The sequence below is a fragment of the Streptomyces sp. NBC_00631 genome (assembly GCF_045206895.1).
Classification (GTDB): domain Bacteria; phylum Actinomycetota; class Actinomycetes; order Streptomycetales; family Streptomycetaceae; genus Streptomyces.
In genome coordinates, this window is record NZ_CP107734.1 from 7,872,931 (window position 1) to 7,889,168 (window position 16,238).

General features: G+C 71.4%; 17 protein-coding genes and 1 pseudogene. 14 read left to right on the plus strand and 4 right to left on the minus strand.

The window, feature by feature from the left end; genetic code table 11:
- Positions 1–34: 34 nt before the first annotated feature.
- Positions 35–493, minus strand: coding sequence for a lamin tail domain-containing protein (locus tag OHB00_RS36240; protein WP_406441189.1), 459 nt, complete (start codon positions 491–493; stop codon positions 35–37).
- Positions 494–683: 190 nt separating this feature from the next.
- Here OHB00_RS36240 and dxr point away from each other — a divergent pair, with 190 nt between their 5' ends.
- From dxr to OHB00_RS36300, 12 genes and pseudogenes are all read left to right on the plus strand, one after another.
- Complete coding sequence (gene dxr / locus OHB00_RS36245) at positions 684–1,955, plus strand: 1-deoxy-D-xylulose-5-phosphate reductoisomerase (RefSeq protein ID WP_406441191.1); 1,272 nt, start codon at positions 684–686, stop codon at positions 1,953–1,955.
- 8 nt (positions 1,956–1,963) lie between these two features.
- Positions 1,964–3,256, plus strand: coding sequence for a M50 family metallopeptidase (locus OHB00_RS36250; protein ID WP_406446145.1), 1,293 nt, complete (start codon positions 1,964–1,966; stop codon positions 3,254–3,256).
- A 183-nt stretch (positions 3,257–3,439) separates the two neighbouring features.
- Positions 3,440–4,597: a flavodoxin-dependent (E)-4-hydroxy-3-methylbut-2-enyl-diphosphate synthase gene (gene ispG / locus OHB00_RS36255; RefSeq protein ID WP_406441192.1), complete on the plus strand. Its 1,158-nt coding sequence runs from the start codon at positions 3,440–3,442 to the stop codon at positions 4,595–4,597.
- A 224-nt stretch (positions 4,598–4,821) separates the two neighbouring features.
- The gene (locus tag OHB00_RS36260) at positions 4,822–5,670 is read left to right on the plus strand and encodes a GNAT family N-acetyltransferase (protein ID WP_406441194.1); all 849 of its coding nucleotides are present in this window, start codon (positions 4,822–4,824) and stop codon (positions 5,668–5,670) included.
- A gap of 134 nt (positions 5,671–5,804) precedes the next feature.
- The gene (locus OHB00_RS36265) at positions 5,805–6,335 is read left to right on the plus strand and encodes a GNAT family N-acetyltransferase (protein ID WP_406441195.1); all 531 of its coding nucleotides are present in this window, start codon (positions 5,805–5,807) and stop codon (positions 6,333–6,335) included.
- Positions 6,336–6,423: 88 nt separating this feature from the next.
- Positions 6,424–8,130 carry a proline--tRNA ligase gene (locus OHB00_RS36270; RefSeq protein ID WP_406441197.1) on the plus strand — a complete coding sequence of 569 codons (1,707 nt, stop codon included), beginning with the start codon at positions 6,424–6,426 and terminating at the stop codon, positions 8,128–8,130.
- 56 nt (positions 8,131–8,186) lie between these two features.
- A pseudogene (locus OHB00_RS36275) lies at positions 8,187–8,870 on the plus strand (RNA-guided endonuclease InsQ/TnpB family protein); the annotation flags it as partial.
- 123 nt (positions 8,871–8,993) lie between these two features.
- Positions 8,994–9,362, plus strand: coding sequence for a hypothetical protein (locus tag OHB00_RS36280; protein WP_406441199.1), 369 nt, complete (start codon positions 8,994–8,996; stop codon positions 9,360–9,362).
- A complete protein-coding gene (locus tag OHB00_RS36285; RefSeq protein WP_406441201.1) occupies positions 9,359–10,330 on the plus strand; it encodes an FAD:protein FMN transferase in 972 nt (323 codons plus the stop codon). Before OHB00_RS36280 ends, OHB00_RS36285 begins: the two co-directional genes overlap by 4 nt.
- The gene (locus tag OHB00_RS36290) at positions 10,327–10,902 is read left to right on the plus strand and encodes a ferric reductase-like transmembrane domain-containing protein (RefSeq protein ID WP_406441203.1); all 576 of its coding nucleotides are present in this window, start codon (positions 10,327–10,329) and stop codon (positions 10,900–10,902) included. The genes OHB00_RS36285 and OHB00_RS36290 overlap by 4 nt, the downstream gene beginning before the upstream one ends.
- Complete coding sequence (locus tag OHB00_RS36295; RefSeq protein WP_406441205.1) at positions 10,902–12,119, plus strand: NADH-ubiquinone oxidoreductase-F iron-sulfur binding region domain-containing protein; 1,218 nt, start codon at positions 10,902–10,904, stop codon at positions 12,117–12,119. The genes OHB00_RS36290 and OHB00_RS36295 overlap by 1 nt, the downstream gene beginning before the upstream one ends.
- 1 nt (position 12,120) lies before the next feature.
- A complete protein-coding gene (locus OHB00_RS36300; RefSeq protein ID WP_406441206.1) occupies positions 12,121–12,321 on the plus strand; it encodes a ferredoxin in 201 nt (66 codons plus the stop codon).
- A gap of 84 nt (positions 12,322–12,405) precedes the next feature.
- Here the strand turns inward: OHB00_RS36300 and OHB00_RS36305 are convergent, their stop codons facing one another.
- The 3 genes from OHB00_RS36305 to OHB00_RS36315 are packed head-to-tail and all read right to left on the minus strand — an operon-like array spanning position 12,406 to position 14,266.
- On the minus strand, positions 12,406–13,302 hold the full coding sequence (locus OHB00_RS36305) for an aminoglycoside phosphotransferase family protein (RefSeq protein ID WP_406441208.1): 897 nt from the start codon (positions 13,300–13,302) through the stop codon (positions 12,406–12,408).
- A gap of 23 nt (positions 13,303–13,325) precedes the next feature.
- Positions 13,326–13,826 (minus strand): ferritin-like domain-containing protein, encoded by a 501-nt coding sequence (locus tag OHB00_RS36310; RefSeq protein WP_406441210.1) that lies wholly within the window; start codon positions 13,824–13,826, stop codon positions 13,326–13,328.
- Complete coding sequence (locus tag OHB00_RS36315) at positions 13,823–14,266, minus strand: hypothetical protein (RefSeq protein ID WP_406446147.1); 444 nt, start codon at positions 14,264–14,266, stop codon at positions 13,823–13,825. Before OHB00_RS36315 ends, OHB00_RS36310 begins: the two co-directional genes overlap by 4 nt.
- Before the next feature lie 405 nt (positions 14,267–14,671).
- On the opposite strand from OHB00_RS36315, the gene rimP reads away from it, so the two are divergent.
- Both rimP and nusA read left to right on the plus strand, forming a co-directional pair.
- Positions 14,672–15,181: a ribosome maturation factor RimP gene (gene rimP / locus OHB00_RS36320; protein ID WP_406441212.1), complete on the plus strand. Its 510-nt coding sequence runs from the start codon at positions 14,672–14,674 to the stop codon at positions 15,179–15,181.
- 2 nt (positions 15,182–15,183) lie between these two features.
- Positions 15,184–16,170, plus strand: coding sequence for a transcription termination factor NusA (nusA, locus tag OHB00_RS36325; protein ID WP_217554880.1), 987 nt, complete (start codon positions 15,184–15,186; stop codon positions 16,168–16,170).
- Positions 16,171–16,238: the final 68 nt, after the last annotated feature.

A 16,238-nucleotide genomic window follows, 5' to 3' on the forward strand; every position in this document is an offset into this window, starting at 1 on the left:
CGGCCTCATCCGGTGAGGCCGCTGAAGTAGCGATTCAGCAGTACTTGTCGCTCGGATCCCGCGTCGTCCAGGAGCAGGAGTCGACCTTGGCGCCGCTCGCCTTGGTCAGCGTCGCCGTGTCGCTCGTGTTGTTCCACACGTAGGCACGGCGGTTCTGGAACTTGTCCGACGCGGTGTCCGTACCCCGGCCGGTGTGCACCTTCATCGTCTTGTGGGCGCCGATCCTGACGCTCTTGAAGACGTAGCGGTGGTTGGAGGCGTCCTTCAGGACCCAGCCCCCCAGCGAGACGGCCGAGCCGCCGGTGTTCTTGATCTGCACCCACTCGCCGTTGAGGCTGGCGTTGGAGCGGTTGTCGCTGCCCGGGCTGTCGAACCAGACGTGGTAGATGGTCACGCCGCCGGCCGCCTGGGCCGGAGTGCTGAACACGGTGCCGGTGAGCAGGGCGGCGCCCGCGAGCGCGGGCAGAGCGGCACGTATGCGCGCAGTACGCATGGAGATATCCCCCCAGGATGTCTTCCGGTCGGGCCGGTCGTCCCCGCCGACCCGACAGAAGTGTTATCACATGATCTTCACGCGAGTCTCACAAGGGGAATTCCGCTCCATACGACGCCAAGAACTGATAAGGCACCCGCGGGCGGGACGCGCTGTCCTCCCGCCCGCCGGATGCGGCCACAATGGGGGGATGACCGACAGTCCCGCCAGTCCGGCACCCCTCGCCGACCCGCACCTCGTGTACGACCCGCTCGCGGGCGACGGCCCCAAGGACGTGGTGATCCTCGGCTCCACCGGATCGATCGGCACCCAGGCCATCGACCTCGTCCTGCGCAACCCCGACCGCTTCCGGGTCACCGCCCTGTCCGCCCACGGCGGCCGGGTCGCCCTCCTCGCCGAGCAGGCGCACCGGCTGCGGGTGCGCACCGTCGCGGTCGCCCGCGAGGACGTCGTACCGGCGCTGCGCGAGGCGCTCACGGCGCTCCACGGCCCCGGTGAGCCGCTCCCCGAGATCCTCGCCGGACCCGACGCGGCCACCCGGGTCGCCGCCTCCGACTGCCACACCGTTCTCAACGGCATCACCGGCTCCATCGGCCTCGCGCCCACGCTGGCCGCCCTGGAGGCGGGCCGCACCCTCGCGCTCGCCAACAAGGAGTCGCTGATCGTCGGCGGTCCGCTGGTCAAGGCGCTGGCCAAGCCCGGCCAGATCATCCCGGTGGACTCGGAGCACGCGGCGCTCTTCCAGTCGCTGGCCGCGGGGACGCGGGCCGACGTCCGCAAGCTGGTCGTCACGGCCTCCGGGGGACCCTTCCGGGGCCGCGGCAAGGCCGACCTGGCCCAGGTGACCGTCGCGGAAGCACTCGCCCACCCCACCTGGGCGATGGGACCGGTCATCACGATCAACTCCGCGACCCTGGTCAACAAGGGGCTGGAAGTCATCGAGGCGCACCTCCTCTACGACATTCCCTTCGACCGCATTGAGGTGGTCGTGCACCCGCAGTCGTATGTCCACTCGATGGTCGAGTTCACGGACGGATCCACGATCGCGCAGGCGACGCCCCCCGACATGCGGGGGCCGATCGCCATCGGTCTCGGCTGGCCCGAACGGGTCCCGGACGCGGCGCCCGCCTTCGACTGGAGCAAGGCGTCCACCTGGGAGTTCTTCCCTCTGGACAACGAGGCCTTCCCGTCCGTGAACCTGGCCCGGCACGTCGGTGAGCTCGCGGGCACCGCGCCGGCGGTGTTCAATGCGGCCAACGAGGAGTGCGTCGAGGCATTCCGGGCCGGTCTGCTGCCCTTCAACGGCATCATGGAGACCGTGACCCGGGTGGTCGAGGAGCACGGCACCCCTCGTACGGGAACTTCGCTCACCGTGCCGGACGTACTCGAAGCGGAGACCTGGGCACGGGTCCGGGCCCGGGAACTGACAGCGCAGAAGGCGACCGCGGAGGCGCGTGCATGACAGCCCTGATGATGATCCTCGGCATAGTCGTCTTCGTGATCGGCCTGCTGGTCTCGATCGCCTGGCACGAGCTGGGGCATCTCTCCACCGCCAAGCTCTTCGGCATCCGGGTCCCGCAGTACATGGTCGGCTTCGGCCCGACCATCTGGTCGCGGCGCAAGGGCGACACGGAGTACGGCATCAAGGCCGTCCCGCTGGGCGGCTACATCCGCATGATCGGCATGTTCCCGCCGGGGGCGGACGGCCGGATCAGCGCCCGCTCCACCTCCCCCTGGCGCAGCATGATCGAGGACGCCCGCTCGGCCGCCTTCGAGGAGCTCCAGCCCGGCGACGAGACCCGCCTCTTCTACACGCGCGCCCCCTGGAAGCGGGTGATCGTGATGTTCGCGGGCCCCTTCATGAACCTGATCCTGGCGGTGGCGCTGTTCCTCACCGTCCTGATGGGCTTCGGCATCAGCCAGCAGACCACCACGGTCAGCTCGGTCTCCCAGTGCGTGATCGCGCAGAGCGAGAACCGCGACACCTGCAAGAAGACCGACGCCGCCTCCCCGGCCGCCGCCGCGGGCCTCAAGGCCGGTGACAAGATCCTCTCCTTCAACGGTGTCGAGACCACCAGCTGGAACCAGCTCTCCGACCTGATCCGGTCCACCCCCGGAAAGGAGGTCGCGATCGTCGTGGACCGCAAGGGCCAGGACGTCACCCTGCACGCGAAGATCGCCACCAACCAGGTCGCCAAGAAGGACTCCAGCGGCCAGATCGTCTCGGGCCAGTACGTCACCGCCGGCTTCCTCGGCTTCAGTGCCGCCACCGGCATCGTCCGCCAGGACTTCGGCGACTCGGTGACCTGGATGGGCGACCGCCTCGGTGAGGCCGTCGACTCCATCGCGAGCCTGCCCGGCAAGATCCCGGCCCTGTGGGACGCGGCCTTCGACGGCGCCCCCCGCCAGCCGGACTCCCCGATGGGCGTGGTCGGCGCGGCCCGGGTCGGCGGGGAGATCTTCACCCTGGACATCCCGCCGACCGAGCAACTGGCGATGGCCCTGATGCTCGTGGCCGGCTTCAACCTGTCCCTGTTCCTCTTCAACATGCTCCCGCTGCTGCCGCTGGACGGCGGGCACATCGCGGGCGCCCTGTGGGAGTCGCTGCGCCGGAACCTGGCGAAGGTGCTGCGCCGCCCGGACCCCGGTCCGTTCGACGTGGCGAAGCTGATGCCGGTGGCCTACGTGGTGGCGGGCATCTTCGTCTGCTTCACCCTCCTCGTCCTGATCGCCGACGTGGTTAACCCGGTGAAAATCTCCTAGCCATACGATGTTCGAGGCGGCCCGGAACACTCTGTTCCGGGCCGCCTCCATTGAGTGGGTTTACGGATGGGGGATGTGCTGGCTCCTGTGCCGGTGCCGTAATCTCGAAGCCTGGAACCCGCCGGAATCCGCCTCCGACGGGCGGACCTGGACCTAGATCCACGACTTGGGGTTGCACAGCAGATGACTGCGATTTCTCTCGGCATGCCGTCCGTTCCGACCAAGCTCGCCGAGCGCCGGAAGAGCCGGCAGATCCAGGTCGGCTCCGTGGCGGTCGGCGGAGACGCCCCGGTCTCGGTCCAGTCGATGACCACGACCCGTACGTCCGACATCGGCGCCACCCTGCAGCAGATCGCCGAGCTGACCGCCTCCGGCTGCCAGATCGTGCGGGTCGCCTGCCCCACCCAGGACGACGCGGACGCGCTGGCGACCATCGCCAGGAAGTCCCAGATCCCGGTCATCGCGGACATCCACTTCCAGCCGAAGTACGTCTTCGCCGCGATCGAGGCCGGCTGCGCCGCCGTCCGCGTCAACCCCGGCAACATCAAGCAGTTCGACGACAAGGTCAAGGAGATCGCGGCGGCCGCCAAGGACCACGGCACCCCGATCCGCATCGGCGTGAACGCCGGTTCCCTGGACCGTCGCCTGCTCCAGAAGTACGGCAAGGCGACCCCCGAGGCGCTGGTGGAGTCGGCCCTGTGGGAGGCGTCCCTCTTCGAGGAGCACGACTTCCGGGACATCAAGATCTCCGTCAAGCACAACGACCCGGTCGTGATGATCGAGGCGTACCGGCAGCTGGCCGCCCAGTGCGACTACCCCCTCCACCTCGGCGTGACCGAGGCGGGCCCGGCGTTCCAGGGCACGATCAAGTCGGCCGTCGCTTTCGGGGCGTTGCTCTCCCAGGGCATCGGCGACACGATCCGCGTCTCCCTCTCCGCGCCCCCGGTGGAGGAGGTCAAGGTCGGCAACCAGATCCTGGAGTCCCTCAACCTCAAGCAGCGCGGCCTGGAGATCGTCTCCTGCCCGAGCTGCGGCCGCGCCCAGGTCGACGTCTACAAGCTCGCCGAAGAGGTCACCGCCGGCCTCACCGGCATGGAGGTCCCCCTCCGCGTCGCCGTCATGGGCTGCGTCGTCAACGGCCCCGGCGAGGCCCGCGAAGCCGACCTCGGCGTCGCCTCCGGCAACGGCAAGGGCCAGATCTTCGTCAAGGGCGAGGTCATCAAGACCGTCCCCGAGTCCAAGATCGTCGAGACCCTCATCGAGGAAGCCATGAAGCTGGCCGAGCAGATGGAGGCGGCGGGCACGGAGTCGGGGGAGCCGTCGGTTTCGGTGGCGGGCTGAGGCCGTCTGCGGGCTCCTCAAACGCCGGAGGGGCTGAGGTTTCTTCCTTCAGCCCGTCCGGCGTTTGAGGACGAGGCCGGAGGCCGACAGCGGGGGTCCGGGGGCGGCAGCCCCCAGGGCGGAACCCCAGCCGGCGGCCACTTCACGGACACTGGGCGGCACGGCAAAGCTTCCGCAGGTACAGTGCGGAGATCAGCAGAACCCCTCAGCGTGAGGCCCCGCACGTGTTGACGCAGACCACCTCACGGGTGCTCGAACCGAGTGACCTGGACGCCGCGCTCGCCGTACTCGACCGCGAGCCGGTCGCGAACGCCTTCGTGACCTCACGTGTCCAGGTGGCCGGCCTCGACCCCTGGCGCCTCGGCGGCGAGATGTGGGGCTGGTACGAGGACGGCATGCTCACGTCCCTCTGCTACGCCGGCGCCAACCTGGTCCCGATCTGCACCACTCCGCGCGCCGTCCGCGCCTTCGCCGACCGGGCCCGCCGGGCCGGCCGCCGCTGCTCCTCGATCGTCGGCCCCGCCGAGGCCACCGCCCAACTGTGGCGCCTCCTGGAACCGCACTGGGGCCCGGCCCGCGAGGTACGCCGACGGCAGCCCCTGATGGTCACCGACCGCATGCCCGCCGGCATCGCCCCGGATCCGTACGTCCGCCGCATCCGCAAGGACGAGATGGAGGCGATCATGCCGGCGTGCGTGGCGATGTTCACGGAGGAGGTGGGCGTCTCCCCGCTGGCCGGCGACGGCGGCCTCCTCTACCAGGCGAGGGTCGCCGAACTCGTCGGCTCCGGCCGCTCGTTCGCCCGGCTCGACGACAACGGCAAGGTCGTCTTCAAGGCGGAGATCGGCGCGGCGACGGCCGAGGCCTGCCAGATCCAGGGCGTGTGGGTCGCCCCCGAGTACCGGGGCATGGGCCTGGCGGCCCCCGGAATGGCGGCGGTGCTGCGCTACGCCCTGGCCGACGTGGCCCCGGTCGCCAGCCTCTACGTCAACGACTTCAACACGGCCGCGAGAAGGACCTACCTGAGGGTTGGCTTCCAGGAGGTCGGCGCGTTCATGAGCGTGCTGTTCTGACCGGGACCAGGGGAGAACGCGCCCCAAAGGGGCGCGGGGCTGTATTCGACATGCGGCTGCCGCCGCGTGAGCGCGACCAGCCACAACCCACCCGCACCCGGACGGCGACGCTCCGCCCCCTGTAACCTCCCCCCATGGACCTCGTGATCGGCCCCCTGGACCTCCCCTCCCACGTGGACGAGGCCCTGGCGGTCCAAGCGATCGCCTTCGGCCTGGGCCCCGACGAGGTGGCGGTCCGCCGCCAGATCGTCCTCCGCCACATGCAGTACCCCGGGGCGAGGGCCCTCGGTGCCACGGCCGAAGGCCGGCTCGTGGGGTTCGTCTACGGCATGCCGAACTCCCGCACCCACTGGTGGTCCACCGTCGTGGAGCCCTACCTCCGCGCCCAGGGCAACGCCGACTGGCTCGACGACTCCTTCGTCATCACCGAACTGCACGTGCACCCGCACCACCAGAACCGCGGCATCGGCCGCCGGCTGATCACGCTCATCACCGACGGCGCCACCGAGCCCCGCTCGATCCTCTCCGCGATCGACACCGACAGCCCGGCCCGCGGCCTGTACCACTCCCTCGGCTACGTCGACCTGGCCCGCCGGGTGCATTTCCCCAGCGCCCCGAAGCCGTACGCCGTGATGGGCGCGCCCCTGCCGCTGCGCCGTAAGTGACCCCGTCGCCGTTAACGGATTTCCACCGGCACAGCAAGCCCGGCTAACCTCCTTGCCATCAACCTTTTCCGGCAGGAGTACGAGAACCATGGCGAACGCACCGGTCCAACGCATGTCCCAGTTGATGGCGAAGACGCTGCGTGACGACCCGGCGGACGCCGAGGTCCTCAGCCACAAGCTCCTCGTCCGCGCCGGCTATGTCCGCCGTACCGCGGCCGGAATCTGGTCCTGGCTGCCGCTCGGCCTGAAGGTGCTGTCCAACATCGAGCGGATCGTCCGCGAGGAGATGGACGCGATCGGCGCCCAGGAGGTGCTGCTCCCGGCCCTCCTGCCCCGGGAGCCGTACGAGGCGACCGGCCGCTGGGACGAGTACGGCCAGGAGCTGTTCCGCCTCCAGGACCGCAAGGGCGGCGACTACCTCCTCGGCCCCACCCACGAGGAGATCTTCACCCTGCTGGTGAAGGACCAGGCGTCCTCCTACAAGGACCTGCCGGTCATCCTGTACCAGATCCAGAACAAGTACCGGGACGAGGCCCGCCCGCGCGCCGGCATCCTGCGCGGCCGTGAGTTCCTGATGAAGGACTCGTACTCCTTCGACCTGGACGACGAGGGGCTGGCCAAGTCGTACGCCCTGCACCGCGCGGCCTACCAGCGGATCTTCGAGCGCCTCGGCCTCGACTACCGCATCGTCGCCGCCACCGCCGGCGCGATGGGCGGCTCGAAGTCGGAGGAGTTCCTGGCCCCGGCCGAGGCCGGCGAGGACACCTTCGCCGACTGCCCGAACTGCGACTTCGCGGCGAACACCGAGGCGATCTCGTACACGCTGAAGCCGGTCGACGCCACCGGCGTGCCCACCCTCGAAGAGATCCCCACCCCGGACACCCCGACCATCGAGACCCTCGCCGCCCACCTCGGCGTCCAGGCCTCCGACACGCTGAAGAACCTCCTGGTGAAGGTCGACGGCGAGATCGTGGCCATCGGCGTGCCGGGTGACCGCGAGGTCGACATGGGCAAGGTCGAGGAGCACTTCGCCCCGGCCGCCGTCGAGCTGGTCACCGAGTCCGACTTCGCGGGCCGTCCCGACCTGGTCCGCGGCTACGTCGGCCCGCAGGGCCTCGGCGAGAAGGTGAAGTACATCGCCGACCCGCGGGTGGCCCCGGGCACGGCCTGGATCACCGGCGCCAACAAGGCGGGCACGCACGCCAAGAACGTGGTGGCCGGGCGTGACTTCGAGGTCGACGAGTACGTGGACGTCGTGGTCGTGCTGGAGGGCGACCCCTGCCCGAAGTGCGGCACCGGCCTGAAGCTGGACCGCGCCATCGAGATCGGCCACATCTTCCAGCTGGGCCAGAAGTACACCAACGCCCTCAAGCTCGACGTCCTCGGCCAGAACGGCAAGCCGGTCCGCGTGACGATGGGCTCCTACGGCATCGGCGTCTCCCGCGCCGTCGCCGCCCTGGCCGAGCAGACCGCCGACGAGAAGGGCCTGGTCTGGTCTCGTGAGGTCGCCCCGGCCGACGTGCACGTCGTCGCCGCCGGCAAGGCCCTGCAGATCGAACTCGCCCTGGACGTCTCGGAGAAGCTGCGGGCGGCCGGGCTGCGCGTCCTGGTCGACGACCGGGCCGGGGTCTCCCCGGGCGTGAAGTTCACCGACGCCGAACTCATCGGCGTTCCGCAGATCCTGATCGCGGGCCGCCGCTCGGGCGAGGGCGTCCTGGAGCTCAAGGACCGCAAGACGGGCGAGCGTGAGGAGCTCACGGTGGACGAGGCGATCGCCCGCGTGACCGCGAACTGACCCAACTCCTGCCACAGCGGCCGCCGGTGACCCACCGGCGGCCGTCGTCGTCCGCCACCGATCCGGTGGACTTCCTCGGCATTGACCTGGGTATCGTCAACATCGCCACCACCAGCGACGGCGAGATCATGGCCGGACGGGAGCTCAACCGCATCCGCGTCCGGGAGCGCGCGCTGCGTACCAAGCTGCAGAAGAAGAACACCCCGTCCGCCAAGCGCCGTTTGAAGAAACGGGGGCACAAGGAGGCGAGGCGGGCGAAGGACATCAACCACAAGATCGCTAAGCATGTGGTGGCCGAGGCAGAACGCACCGGTCGCGGGATCGCCCTGGAGGACCTTACGGGCATCCGCGAACGGGTACGGCTTCGCAAACCCCAACGGGCCACCCACTCCAGCTGGTCCTTCGCCCAGCTGGGGCAGTTCATCGCGTACAAAGCTCGCAAGGCCGGGGTGCCGGTGGTGTACGTCGATCCGGCGTACACCTCCCGTACCTGCGCCGAGTGCAGGCACGTCCACAGGGCGAACCGGGTCTCGCAGGCCTGGTTCGCGTGTCGGTCCTGCGGATTCGTTGATCACGCGGACCGGAACGGCTCCCGCAACATCCGCGCCAGAGCGTGGGAGTTGTGGCGACGCGGGGCGCAGTCAACCGCCCCAGACCCACCTCCCGGACCCGGGCGTGGGACAGGACGCAAGCGCAGCACCACGGCCAGTGGCGCCCGTTGTGCAAGCCGGGGACATTAGTCCCGGGTCGTTGACGAACGTCTCAGACAGTTCTTCCGATCCGTATGGACTCCTCACAGACTTCTCTCAGGTCGATACCCGAACGTAATGCGTGACAGAAAGTCACGCAGGAGGGGATCGGTCATGGCCGAGAGAGTGCAAGGCAGCCAGCCGGGGGACCGGCGGGAACGGGGCGCCGTCGCGGCGGTCCGCCGGGGGACGCGGCGTACGGCGGCGCTGGCGGCGGCGGTCACGCTCGCCGCGGCGGCCGGGGTGTTCGCCCTGGTCGGCACGATGCAGTCGGACGCCGGGACGACGGCGAGCAGCGGCAGCGGTACGACGTCGAGCTCCAGCAGCTCCGGCGACAGCTCCAACTCGACGTCGGGCACGGGGAGTTCCTCGTCCTCCAAGTCGACGGACTCGTCCAGTTCGTCCAGCTCGGACCTCCAGTCCTCCTCCGGCGGCCTCACCTCCGGCAGCGGCTCCACCGACTCCACCTCGGGGGCGTCATGACCCCCACCGTCGCCCCCCGGCCGACGGCCGCCGCCGAGTGGCGCGCACTCGGCACCACCGTCCGCCTGGTCCTCACCGACCCGGCTCTGCTGGCTTCCTGCAACCTGCTCCTCGCCCGGCAGCTCGCCGAGGTGGACGCGGCCTGCAGCCGGTTCCGCGCCGACTCCGAACTGGCCGCCCTCGACACCGCCCACGGCCGCCCGGTCCGGGTCAGCCCGCTGCTCGCCGAGGCCCTCGCCGTCGCCCTGCGCGCCGCCGAGGCGACGGACGGCGCGGTGGACCCCACGGTCGGCTCGGCGATGGACGCGATCGGCTACGACCGCGACTTCACCCTCGTCCGCGAGGACGACCGCCCGGTCTCCCTGCGGGTGCGCCGCGCCCCCGGCTGGCGCAGGGTCACCCTCGACCGCGCGACCGGCACGGTCACCGTCCCCGAGGGCGTGCGACTCGACCTGGGCGCGACGGCCAAGGCCTGGGCCGCCGACCGGGCCGCGCGGATGCTGGCCGACACGGCCGGCTGCGGGGTGCTGGTGAGCCTCGGCGGCGACACCGCCGTCGCCGGCGCACCCCCGGCGGACGGCTGGCAGATCCGGGTTCAGGACGTCACCGGACCGGTGGACGAGACGCCCGCGCAGGGGTCGTACGACACTGTCGGTCTGCGTTCCGGAGGCCTCGCGACCTCCGGCACCGGCGCCCGTCGCTGGCAGCGCGGCGGCTACGACCTCCACCACATCGTCGACCCGCGCACCGGACTGCCGGTCCGCTCGCCGTGGCGTACGGTCTCGGTGGCCGCGGACACCTGCGCCGACGCCAACGCGGCCAGCACGGCGGCCCTGGTCAAGGGCGTGGGCGCGGAACGCTGGCTGACCCGCCTCGGTCTGCCGGCCCGCCTGGTGGCGCACCACGGCACCGTCGTCACCACGCCCGGCTGGCCCGCCCCCCGCGCGGCGCTGGAGGCGGCGGCGTGACCTCCGAGACCCTCTGGTACGCCAACCGCGCCACCGGCGCCGTCTGCCTGGTCCTCTTCACGGTGGTCGTCCTCCTCGGCATCGCCGTCCGCCTGCGCACCCGTCTGCCCGGCCTGCCGCGCTTCGGCACCGTCGCCCTCCACCGCACCCTCTCCCTCTCGGCCACCGCGTTCCTGGCCCTGCACATCACCGTGGCGATCGTCGACGGCTATGTGAACATCACGGCGCTGGACGCCGTCGTCCCCTTCGTCTCCGACTACCAGCCGCTCTGGCTCGGCCTCGGCACGGTCGCCTTCGACCTCATGCTGGCCGTCGTGATCACCAGCCTCCTGCGCGACCGCCTCGGCCACCGCACCTGGCGGGCCGTGCACTGGCTGGCGTACGCCTCCTGGCCGGTCGCCCTGGTCCATGGCATCGGCATCGGCACGGACGCCGGTACCGACTGGATGACCTGGCTGACCGTCACCTGCGTGGCGACGGTGCTCACGGCCTTCGCCCTGCGCACCGCCCAGGCCGTCCGAGCCGCCCGCCGGAGCCCCGCCGCACTCCTGCACACCGAAGGCGCCCACTGATGACCATGCTCTTCACCGACGTCCACATGCCGCCGCGCCTGCTGGCCCCCGGCGGCGCCCCGGCCGACCTCACCACGCACGAACAGCGCTACGGCCCCCTCGCGTACGGCGATCCGGCGGCCCTTCTCCGTACCCTGGCCGAATCCGGGCTCACCGGACGCGGCGGGGCGGGCTTCCCGGCGTACCGGAAGTTCGTCGCGGTCGCCGACGCGGCCCGCCGCGCCGGACGCGCGCCGATCGTCGTCGCGAACGGCGCGGAGAGCGAGCCGGCCAGCCACAAGGACAAGAGCCTGCTCCGGCTGTCGCCCCATCTGGTCCTGGACGGGCTGCAGTCGGCGGCCGAGGCGATCGGCGCGGCGGAGGCCTACCTCGCCGTCGAGGACGGCGCCTCCTACCTGGAGAAGGCGGTGGCCCAACGCCGCGACCCGGTGCGCGTGCAGGTCGTACGCCTGCCCGCCCGCTTCCTCGCCGGCCAGGCCTCGGCCCTCGTCCAGTACCTCTCCGGCGGCCACGCCCGCCCCACCCACCCGGACCCGCCGGTCCGCGAACGCGGGGTGCGGCGCGCCCCCACCCTCGTCCAGAACGTCGAGACTCTCGCCCACCTCGCCCTGATCGCCCGCTACGGCGCCGACTGGTTCCGTTCGGCCGGCACCCCCGGCGAACCCGGCAGCGCCCTGTGCACCCTGCATGTGCCGGGCCGCGAAGTCCGGGTCGCGGAGGCGCCGTTCGGCATTCCCGTCGGCCGGCTCCTGCCGCTGGAGGGGGCGTCCGCGGTCCTGCTCGGCGGTTACCACGGCACCTGGATCCCGGCCGCCGAGGCCGCCCAGGTCCCGCTGTCCTCCGCCTACCTGGGCGCGGGCGTGCTGGCCGCCCTTCCCACCGACCGCTGCGGAGTGACCGAGACCGCCCGCATCCTCCGTTACCTGGCCCTGCAGTCGGCGGGCCAGTGCGGCCCCTGCCTCAACGGCCTCCCGCGCATCGCCGCCGCCTTCCAGACCCTGGCCGAACCCGGCCCGCAGGGCAGCACCCGCACCGACATCTCCCGCTGGGCAGGCCTGGTCGAGGGCAGAGGAGCCTGCCACCACCCCGACGGCACGATCCGCCTGGTACGCAGCGCACTCACGACGTTCGCGACGGAACTCGACGCCCATGCGAACGGCCGTTGCACCGCAACCGACCGCACCCCTCTCCTCCCCGTCCCGACCGAGCGGATCTGACATGGACCAGCACATCACCATCGACTGGACCTCCTGCCAGGCCCACGGCCTCTGCGCGGAACTCCTCCCGGAACACATCAGCCTGGACGAATGGGGCTACCCGCTGCTGGACGGTCGGCCGATACCACCCCGCACAAGGAAACGAGCGCGCAGGGCAGCGGCCGACTGTCCGGTCCTCGCCTTGAAACTGGGGGAGGAGTAATTCCCCGGGGGCGCGGGGCTGTGTTCAATGTGCGGCTCCGCCGCGTGGGCGCGCCAAGCCCCACCGAACCCGCAGCCGAAAACGTCAGACCCACCCGGCGAATTCAAGCAACAGCTCCGCATCCCTCGGCCGCCCCACCCGAAGCGCCCGCACACCCGACTCCACCGCCCGGAACAGCGTCCACCCCCGCAACCGCTCCTGGTCCACCTCAAGCGACTCCGCGAGCCGCTTGATCCGCCGCCGCGTGATCGACGCCCCGGACGACGAGGCGATCAGATCCTCCACCCGGTCCCGCACCAACCGCGCCAGATCGAACGCGCACTCCCCGACCACCGGATCCGGCCCCACTGCCAGCCACGGCATCCGCTCCCCGGCCAGTACCTTGCTCTGCCGGAACGTGCCGTGCAGCAGCCGTCCCTCGGGCGGCGCGGCCAGCAACTCCTCCCGGGCCGCGACCGCCGCCGACACCAGCGGCGCTACCTCGGTGTCGGCGGCCGACCGGGTCATCGCCGCGGCCTGCCGCCCGGTGCGCTCGGCCACGGTCTCGAACGCGTGCCCCGACGGCGGGTCCACCCAGAGCCGCCGCAGTGTCCCCGCCGCCTCCAGCAACGCCTTCGCCTCGGGCAGCGACCGCACCGACACCTCCGGATGCAGCCGTTCCAGCAGCAGCACCCCCGCGGCCCCGTCGGCCTCCAGCACCCGTACCGCTCCGAGCCCACCCCAGTGCGCCAGCGCCGCGGCCTCGCTCTCCGGCCGGGCCCGTCGCGGCGCCAGCTTCAGCACGGCAGGCGTGTCGTCCGCCCGCCGCACCAGCAGCACCACACTGCTGCGCCCACCCGGCACCTGCACCCGCTCCACGGTCAACTCGCGTAGCGCAACGGCCTGTTCCACCGCACCCGGCAGCTTCTCCAGCCACTCGTCACCGTCCGGCGCCGTCTCACCGAGCGCCCTCACCAGGCGCCGCGGCGGTTCGAAAGCCATACGCGAGTCGTTCCTTTCCAGCTCTAGGGAGTCACCGAAGCCGAAGCCGAGACCGAGGGCGAGGCCGACCCACCGGCCGTCGCCCCGGAGCCCGCCCGCTCGGCGAGCCCAGGGAAGGCTACGCTCTCCCCGCTCCAGCGCACCGCCCGCACCGCGGCCTCGCGCAGCGCCGCGGCCGCCGCGCCGCGCCGCTCGCCGGAGGATGCCCGGACCAGGTCGGAGTACACGTCGGCCACCCGCTCCTCCAGCTCGGCGGCGAGCCGTACGGCCGTCGCCGGGTCCGTGACGGCGAACGGCAGCGCGTACGCCGCGCTCGCGGCGACGGGCGTACCGCCCAGGTCCCGTACCTCGCGGACCAGCGCGTCCCGGCGGGCCCGGTGCGCGTCGTACGCCGAGCGCGCCTCGGCCTGCCGCTGCCCGCCGATCCGGCCGCCGACGACGCCGTAGCCGTAGACCGCCGCGTGTTCGGCGGCCAGCGCCGCCTGGAGCGCCCGGAGCAGGCCCGCCTTCGCCTCGTCGCTCACCGGTCCCCCTTCGTCGTCAGCAGGTACGCGTGCCCGGCCCCGGCCGCCGCCACTCCGGCCAGCAGCCGCGCCAGTTCGCCCGGCACGTCCAGCAGCGCCTTGGCCCGCTGGTCGGCAAGGCTCCGCTCGGCGGTGGCCAGCGCGGCGAGCGCGGACTTCTCGTCGGCGGGCACGGTCGGCGAGGGCGACGCGGACGCCGTGGCCGACGGCGAACCGGTCGCCGTGGGCGAGGCCGTCCCCTCCTCGAACGCCACCGCGTGTGCCGCCACCTCCGCCCGCAGCGGCCGCAACCGCTCCGCGAGCGCCGGGTGGGCGGCGAGTACGGCGTCGTACTGCCGCAACAGCCCCCGGCTGTCCCGCGCCGCACGCGCTCGTGCCCGCGCGGACACCGACGTACTCCCGCCGCTCCCGGCAGAGTCCGAATCAGTGGAGCAGCCCACCAGCACGGAAGCCGAGGCCACCGAAACGATCAGGCTCCTTCTGCGCAACAGCGAGGGGAACGACACGGCAGACGTCCTCAGGGGGCTCGTACGAACACACGGGCGCACATGCACCCGACTGTGATCACGTTACCCGTGCACCCCCGCAACTGACGTCACCGCCTCGACGCCCCCCGCTGCAGCCGACCAAAGGGGCGCGGGGCCGTATCGGTGTGCGGCTCCGCCGCGTGGGCGCGACCAGCCACAAACCACCCGCACCCGCCTGATGACCACAGCTCCCGCCCCCTCAGGCGCCCGGCCCCACCGCCGGAGGCACCCGCACGCAACACCCCCCGCGACCCGATACCCTTTGACCAGACACACGACCCATCCCACAACAGCACACGCGGCCGAGGAGTCACCCGGATGAGCACCACCCAGAGCGAGAGGCTGCGAGAGCTACTGGAACCGCTCGTGACCTCCCAGGGACTGGATCTCGAAGAGATCGCCGTGGACTCCGTCGGACGCAAGCGTGTGCTGCGCGTCGTCGTCGACTCCGACACCGGGGCGGATCTGGACCGGATCGCCGATGTGAGCCGTGAGCTCTCGGCGAAGCTCGACGAGACGGACGCGATGGGCGAGGGGGAGTACACCCTGGAGGTCGGCACCCCCGGCGCGGAGCGCCGGCTCACCGAGCACCGGCACTACCTGCGCGCCGTGGACCGCCTGGTGCTGTTCCAGCTGGCCGAGGGCGGGGAACTGGTCGCCAGGATCCTGGACGTCGACGACGCGGGCCTCGACCTGGAGGTGCCCGGCGTCAAGGGCCGCAAGGCCACCAGCCGCAGACTCGGGTTCGCCGAGATCGACAAGGCGCGTGTGCAGGTCGAGTTCAACCGCAAGGACAAGAAGGACATGACGGAAGAGGAGGAGGCGTAGCCGTGGACATCGACATGAGCGCCCTGCGGGGCTTGGTGCGGGAGAAGGAGATCTCCTTCGACCTGCTGGTCGAGGCGATCGAGTCGGCCCTCCTCATCGCCTACCACCGCACCGAGGGAAGCCGCCGCCACGCGCGCGTGGTGCTCGACCGGAACACCGGGCACGTGACCGTGTGGGCGAAGGAGGACCCCGAGGACCTGGAGGAGGGGCAGGAGGCGCGTGAGTTCGACGACACCCCGTCGGGCTTCGGGCGGATCGCCGCCACCACCGCCAAACAGGTGATCCTGCAGCGGCTGCGCGACGCCGAGGACGACGCCACGCTCGGCGAGTACGCCGGCCGCGAGGGCGACATCGTCACCGGAGTGGTCCAGCAGGGCCGCGACCCGAAGAACGTGCTCGTCGACATCGGCAAGCTGGAGGCCATCCTGCCGGTGCAGGAGCAGGTCCCCGGTGAGACCTACCCGCACGGGATGCGGCTGCGGTCGTACGTGGTGCGAGTGGCGAAGGGCGTCCGTGGCCCCTCCGTCACGCTCTCCCGCACCCACCCGAACCTGGTGAAGAAACTCTTCGCGCTGGAGGTGCCGGAGATCGCCGACGGGTCCGTCGAGATCGCCGCCATCGCCCGCGAGGCGGGTCACCGTACGAAGATCGCGGTCCGTTCCACCCGTTCGGGTCTGAACGCCAAGGGCGCCTGTATCGGCCCCATGGGCGGCCGGGTCCGCAACGTCATGGGCGAGCTCAACGGTGAGAAGATCGACATCGTCGACTGGTCGGACGACCCGGCGGAGATGGTGGCGAACGCGTTGTCCCCGGCCCGTGTCTCCAAGGTGGAGGTCGTGGACCTGGCGTCCCGGTCCGCCCGGGTGACCGTGCCTGACTACCAGCTGTCGCTGGCGATCGGCAAAGAGGGACAGAACGCCCGGCTGGCCGCCCGGCTCACCGGCTGGCGCATCGACATCCGCCCGGACACCGAACAGGTGTCCGAGTAGCTAGCCGGGCAGGTGCCCCTCGCCTCCTCCGGGGTTCACTCGGACGAGGGGAATAGTTCCCAGCCGCA